This window comes from Paenibacillus sp. GM2 (assembly GCF_900069005.2).
Classification (GTDB): domain Bacteria; phylum Bacillota; class Bacilli; order Paenibacillales; family Paenibacillaceae; genus Fontibacillus.
The window spans coordinates 66,615-71,202 of sequence record NZ_LN831277.1 but is presented as its reverse complement, the minus strand read 5'-3'; the positions used below and the strand labels follow the sequence as shown (position 1 = coordinate 71,202).

Here is a 4,588-nt window from a genome sequence, read left to right as displayed (position 1 = left end):
CTTATCTCCCCCAAGAGTCCACATCGACGGGGAGGTTTGGCACCTCGATGTCGGCTCATCGCATCCTGGGGCTGAAGTAGGTCCCAAGGGTTGGGCTGTTCGCCCATTAAAGCGGTACGCGAGCTGGGTTCAGAACGTCGTGAGACAGTTCGGTCCCTATCTGTCGTGGGCGTAGGAAATTTGAGAGGAGCTGTCCTTAGTACGAGAGGACCGGGATGGACGCACCGCTGGTGTACCAGTTGTTCCGCCAGGAGCATAGCTGGGTAGCTAAGTGCGGAAGGGATAAGCGCTGAAAGCATCTAAGCGTGAAGCCCCCCTCAAGATGAGATTTCCCAACGAGTAAGACCCCTTGAAGACGACGAGGTTGATAGGCCTGAGGTGGAAGTGCAGCAATGTATGGAGCTGACAGGTACTAATCGGTCGAGGGCTTATCCAAAAAACATCTAAATATGCAAAATAAGTTTCGTATCCAGTTTTCAAGGATTAACCTTGAACGTTTGGTGGCGATGGCGGAGGGGTTCCACACGTACCCATCCCGAACACGACCGTTAAGCCCTCTAGCGCCGATGGTACTTGGACCGAAGGGTCCTGGGAGAGTAGGAAGCCGCCAAGCGATAAGAACCACTGCCGATAATCGGTGGTGGTTTTTTTATTTCATTGCTAAATTGCAATTAGGATGAAAGCCCTTGGGTTTAAATAATCGGCAGGGTGGATAATTATTTGTAACGTTCCTGAGTAGGGCTGGGGTATGACTTGTATCCTTGCATTTTCTGCGCTTGGTTTGGTTTAATATTTTTTGTGATAAGGCAATATTTACTATATTTCATGAGGAAAGCGGTGAGGGGTACTCATTTTGGTTAATAAACTGTAAATTTTTGGTCATAAGTGCTAAAGAAATGTAATGGGCTTTGTCATCCATTTTGTACAATAATTGAATACAATAGCTATGTTGGATAGAGACAGAGATCTATTTTATTCAAGGGAGAGAAGAATCAAATGTTTGGATTACGAATGAGAAGAGTGGCTATAGCCTTGGCAGTCGGCGTTCTATTGGGAGGTATTTTACCGATGCAGGGGATAGGTTATGCGGCTGATCAGGGATCGGTAGACAACGCTCAGCCAGGTCAGGCTAATCATAGTTCAGCTAACATAGGAACTGAAGACACGAATACGACTTATACGAAGATTGTATTGAAGGCGAATGGGATCATTACCGGACATGAAGGGTTATGGATTGAGGGGAAGACCTGGGTGCCTATCACCTTTTTGCGCGATGGACTTGGTCTGCCTCTAAGTTACAATAAGGAGACTCATACTTATTCCGTTGGGCAAGATTATCGGCAATTGAACATTGTGGTATCTGAATATGGGGAATCGGTTGATATCAATGGCTTCTATCTTAAGGACAGCGGCCGTAGCATAGAAGGGCATTTGTATATCCCTTTTCAAGTTGTGAAGAACTACTTGGGATACCAAGGAGATTGGAGCCTGGCTGCCAAGAAGCTTAACGTGCTGAGTGTCAAGGAGAATACGTTAGGAATATATGTTAAGGCTTTTGATCAAGAGAGTGATCAGGCTTCGATTCATCTGAAATATCCGGAAGTGACAGGAATCGATAATGATAAGGCAGAGAAGGCGATCAATGAGGTTCTGAGAAGCGATGCGGATCGGTTCAGAGAAGAAATAGAGAAGAGTTTGCGGGAGAGGAACGAGGATCGCCAAAGCCAAGGTCAGAATAAGATTAGCATCGATTATCAATATTCCAGCAGTTTTATCGTTACTTATAATAAGGATGGTATTCTCAGTTTGCTGACGCAGCAGCATGTCTATACCGGAGGAGCTCATGGAATGCCTTATCGCAAGGCCTACACGTTCTCTTTGAGCGATGGAAGTCAGATATCTCTGGAAGACTTATTCGGGCCGGGAGAACAGGATCTAAGCCCCTTAAATGAACAAATCAAGGCGGACTTTCTGAAGCTGCCGGATTATTTTGGAGGTTTCGTTGCGCTGGGCAGTCAGCCGGATTTCTATCTGCAGCAAGGGGAAGAGGCTTTAAAAATCTTCTTCCAGGTCTATGAGTATACGCCGTATGCAGCCGGATTTCCTGAATTCCCATTCTCATTAAAGGCGATATTCCCTAAAAAAACAGCCTATTTGGTCATTTAAGGAATAGAATAGAGTAAATATAACAATAATCTTAGAATAACTAATGTAACCTTTTTGTTACCGACAAATATAGGACTATCGTTATAATTATATTGGTGCCTTATTACTCAGGAAATTGAACCTGCTTCATGAATGATCCGGGTGAAGAAAGAATCATTTTAAATAATTCTGGGTAAGGAGGAATATTTGATGTGGCAAAAGAAAGCGAGATATTCCTTCTATCTGTTGGGAACGATCCTAATGTTGTTTGTCATTACTGGCTGCGGTTCCTCTGAGCCTTCCTGGACGACTTTCGTCGGAGCATCGGTGGAGAAGAGCTTCCCGGTTCCGAAGGAGGCCAATCGGGTGGAGACTGCGCCCAATAACTCGAAGATGGACTATGCCCATTATTCCTTGTCTGGCCTGAATGAGGATAAGGGTGTACCAGAGGCCTATCAGAAGATTATCAAAGAATGGGGCTGGATGGAGAAGGCTGAGGAAAGTAAGGGCACAACAACCGTCTACGAGAAAGACAAATTAACCGTGCAGCTAACAATTTATAATAATAGCTTTACCGTACTCGTTCCCAAGAGAGAAAGTAGAGCTGTCGTTCAAGGCTTGGATAGCGGTTCATAATCAAGGAATAATCAGTAGTAGTATTTTGTAGTCATGCATAAAAATAGCCTGTCCCCGGGTAGTTCAATGGGTGACAGGCTTTTTCATTGGTTTGGATTTATATGAATTAGGTTAAGGCATATAGTAGGAAGCATCCTGAGGAGTCAGCTTAATGATTCCGTCACGGGGCTGCTTGCGGAAGCGGATCAGAATAATCAGCCTTGGGGCCAAAAACCAGAGATGCCAGAATAATAAGGCCATGATAAAGGAAACTGGTGACCAAGGGATGAGAATGGCGATGATACAGCCTCCAATCCAGGTGGCATAATGCTGGGTACGGCGGAATGTTGAATAGCTGACGAATTGCTCCGGCAGATATCCGATCCATGGCAGACGCATTTTGAAATGCCAGCGTTTCTTATAAGAGTGGCTAATGATAATAAGGACAGAACGAGTAATAACGAATTGGATCCACAAGACGATAAATAACGCCAGCAAGAAAGTAAATATACTTGTCCATGAGATGAATACTATTTCAGCCAATAGCCAAATGAAGGGAAGCGTGGATAAGCCTCCAATCAGGGCCTTGGGGATGGCAATTCTTCTGAGAAGCTTGTAATTATAAAAGGTTGCGCTTCCGGACTCCGCGGGCATGAGCGTGGACGACCCTCCTTTTTGTCAATAGAACTAAAAAAATCTAAATCCATGATTAATATATCGGATGAAAGCAGAAATAATTAAGATTTGTTTACGTACAAACACAGTCATCAGGGCTCCCGCATATATATAAAGTAGGAATCTAACTATGAAAGGGTTTAAAATAATAGAATATGTATCATACTGGTAGTAAAACGAACAAGGTGGGATCGCATATGAATGAGCTTACCGGAAATACGTGTATCATCTGTGGAGAGACCAAGAAAGACGGCATTCATATCGTATCAGAATTTATATGTGATGCTTGTGAATCAGAGATGGTCCATACGGATGTGCAGGAAGAGAAATATCATTTCTTTATTCATCAAATGAAGCAAATCTGGATGCAGAGAAATGCCTAGTTACTCCTTTTATATCCTTCAATTACATTATAAACAGAAGATTGATGCCGGACTACTGCCTAAAAAGTACTTAAAGAGGACCTGATCTGAACGATGACGGGTCCTTTTATGTTGCCCTGTCAGGCAATTAAGCGGTAAAATGGAGCAAAAGAACAGCAAGAGCAAACGTAACAGGAAGGAATAGATTATAGCGATGGCGGAGCATAAGCCACGGGCCCCGTTGTATGAAGCGCTGGTTCATTACCGGAAGCGGAAGGACGCTTCCTTCCATGTGCCAGGCCATAAGGACGGACAAGCCTATTTGGATATATGGGATATCAATGAGGAGATGGCTCTGGCAGGAGTCATGAAAATCGATGCGACGGAAATTACAGGGACGGATGATCTGCATCATCCCGAGGGAGTGATATTGGAGGCGCAGCAGCTTGCGGCGGAGTATTTCGGCGCCGCAGAGACATTCTTCCTGGTTGGCGGCAGTACGGTCGGCAACCTGGCTTTGATCCTGAGCGTGTGCACCGCTCCAGGCGATGTGCTGCTCGTTCAGCGCAATGTCCATAAATCCGTAATTCACGGATTAATGCTTGCTGGCGCGAACGCTGTGTTCCTCTCGCCGCAGCTTGACGCGGCGAGTGGCCTGGCCACCATCCCGTCCGTGGAGACGGTGCGTGAGGCCCTGCGCCGCTATCCCGGCGCCAAGGGGCTGCTCGTTACGCACCCGAACTATTACGGGATGGGGACCCAGCTGCAGCCGTTAGCGCAGCTATGCCACG

At 45.6% G+C, this 4,588-nt stretch carries 5 protein-coding genes, 1 rRNA gene and 1 other annotated feature (1 of these 7 running past the window's edge); of the genes, 5 read left to right on the top strand and 1 reads right to left on the bottom strand.

The window, feature by feature from the left end:
• Nucleotides 1-436: a sequence feature (23S ribosomal RNA rRNA prediction is too short), on the top strand (it extends 385 nt beyond the left edge of the window).
• A 60-nt stretch (nt 437-496) separates the two neighbouring features.
• The 3 genes from rrf to BN1360_RS03900 all read left to right on the top strand — a co-directional run bounded on the left by rrf (nt 497) and on the right by BN1360_RS03900 (nt 2,781).
• Nucleotides 497-613, top strand: a 5S ribosomal RNA gene (gene rrf, locus BN1360_RS03910).
• A gap of 383 nt (nt 614-996) precedes the next feature.
• The gene (locus BN1360_RS03905) at nt 997-2,166 is read left to right on the top strand and encodes a PdaC/SigV domain-containing protein (RefSeq protein WP_082789924.1); all 1,170 of its coding nucleotides are present in this window, start codon (nt 997-999) and stop codon (nt 2,164-2,166) included.
• A gap of 189 nt (nt 2,167-2,355) precedes the next feature.
• Nucleotides 2,356-2,781, top strand: coding sequence for a hypothetical protein (locus BN1360_RS03900; protein ID WP_068778591.1), 426 nt, complete (start codon nt 2,356-2,358; stop codon nt 2,779-2,781).
• A 111-nt stretch (nt 2,782-2,892) separates the two neighbouring features.
• Here BN1360_RS03900 and BN1360_RS03895 read toward each other — a convergent pair whose 3' ends face one another.
• Nucleotides 2,893-3,414, bottom strand: a complete 522-nt coding sequence (locus BN1360_RS03895) for a hypothetical protein (protein ID WP_068778590.1) — start codon at nt 3,412-3,414, stop codon at nt 2,893-2,895.
• Nucleotides 3,415-3,632: 218 nt separating this feature from the next.
• On the opposite strand from BN1360_RS03895, the gene BN1360_RS03890 reads away from it, so the two are divergent.
• Entirely contained in the window at nt 3,633-3,818 is a 186-nt protein-coding gene (locus tag BN1360_RS03890; RefSeq protein WP_068778589.1) for a sigma factor G inhibitor Gin, read from the top strand.
• Nucleotides 3,819-4,011: 193 nt separating this feature from the next.
• A partial coding sequence (locus BN1360_RS03885; protein ID WP_476445251.1) for an aminotransferase class I/II-fold pyridoxal phosphate-dependent enzyme occupies nt 4,012-4,588 on the top strand: 577 nt, incomplete at its 3' end.

Coding starts and splice junctions, on each gene's coding strand:
- BN1360_RS03905 (WP_082789924.1), top strand. CDS start 997: ATGTTTGGATTACGAATGAGAAGAGTGGCTATAGCCTTGGCAGTCGGC.
- BN1360_RS03900 (WP_068778591.1), top strand. CDS start 2,356: ATGTGGCAAAAGAAAGCGAGATATTCCTTCTATCTGTTGGGAACGATC.
- BN1360_RS03895 (WP_068778590.1), bottom strand. CDS start 3,414: ATGCCCGCGGAGTCCGGAAGCGCAACCTTTTATAATTACAAGCTTCTC.
- BN1360_RS03890 (WP_068778589.1), top strand. CDS start 3,633: ATGAATGAGCTTACCGGAAATACGTGTATCATCTGTGGAGAGACCAAG.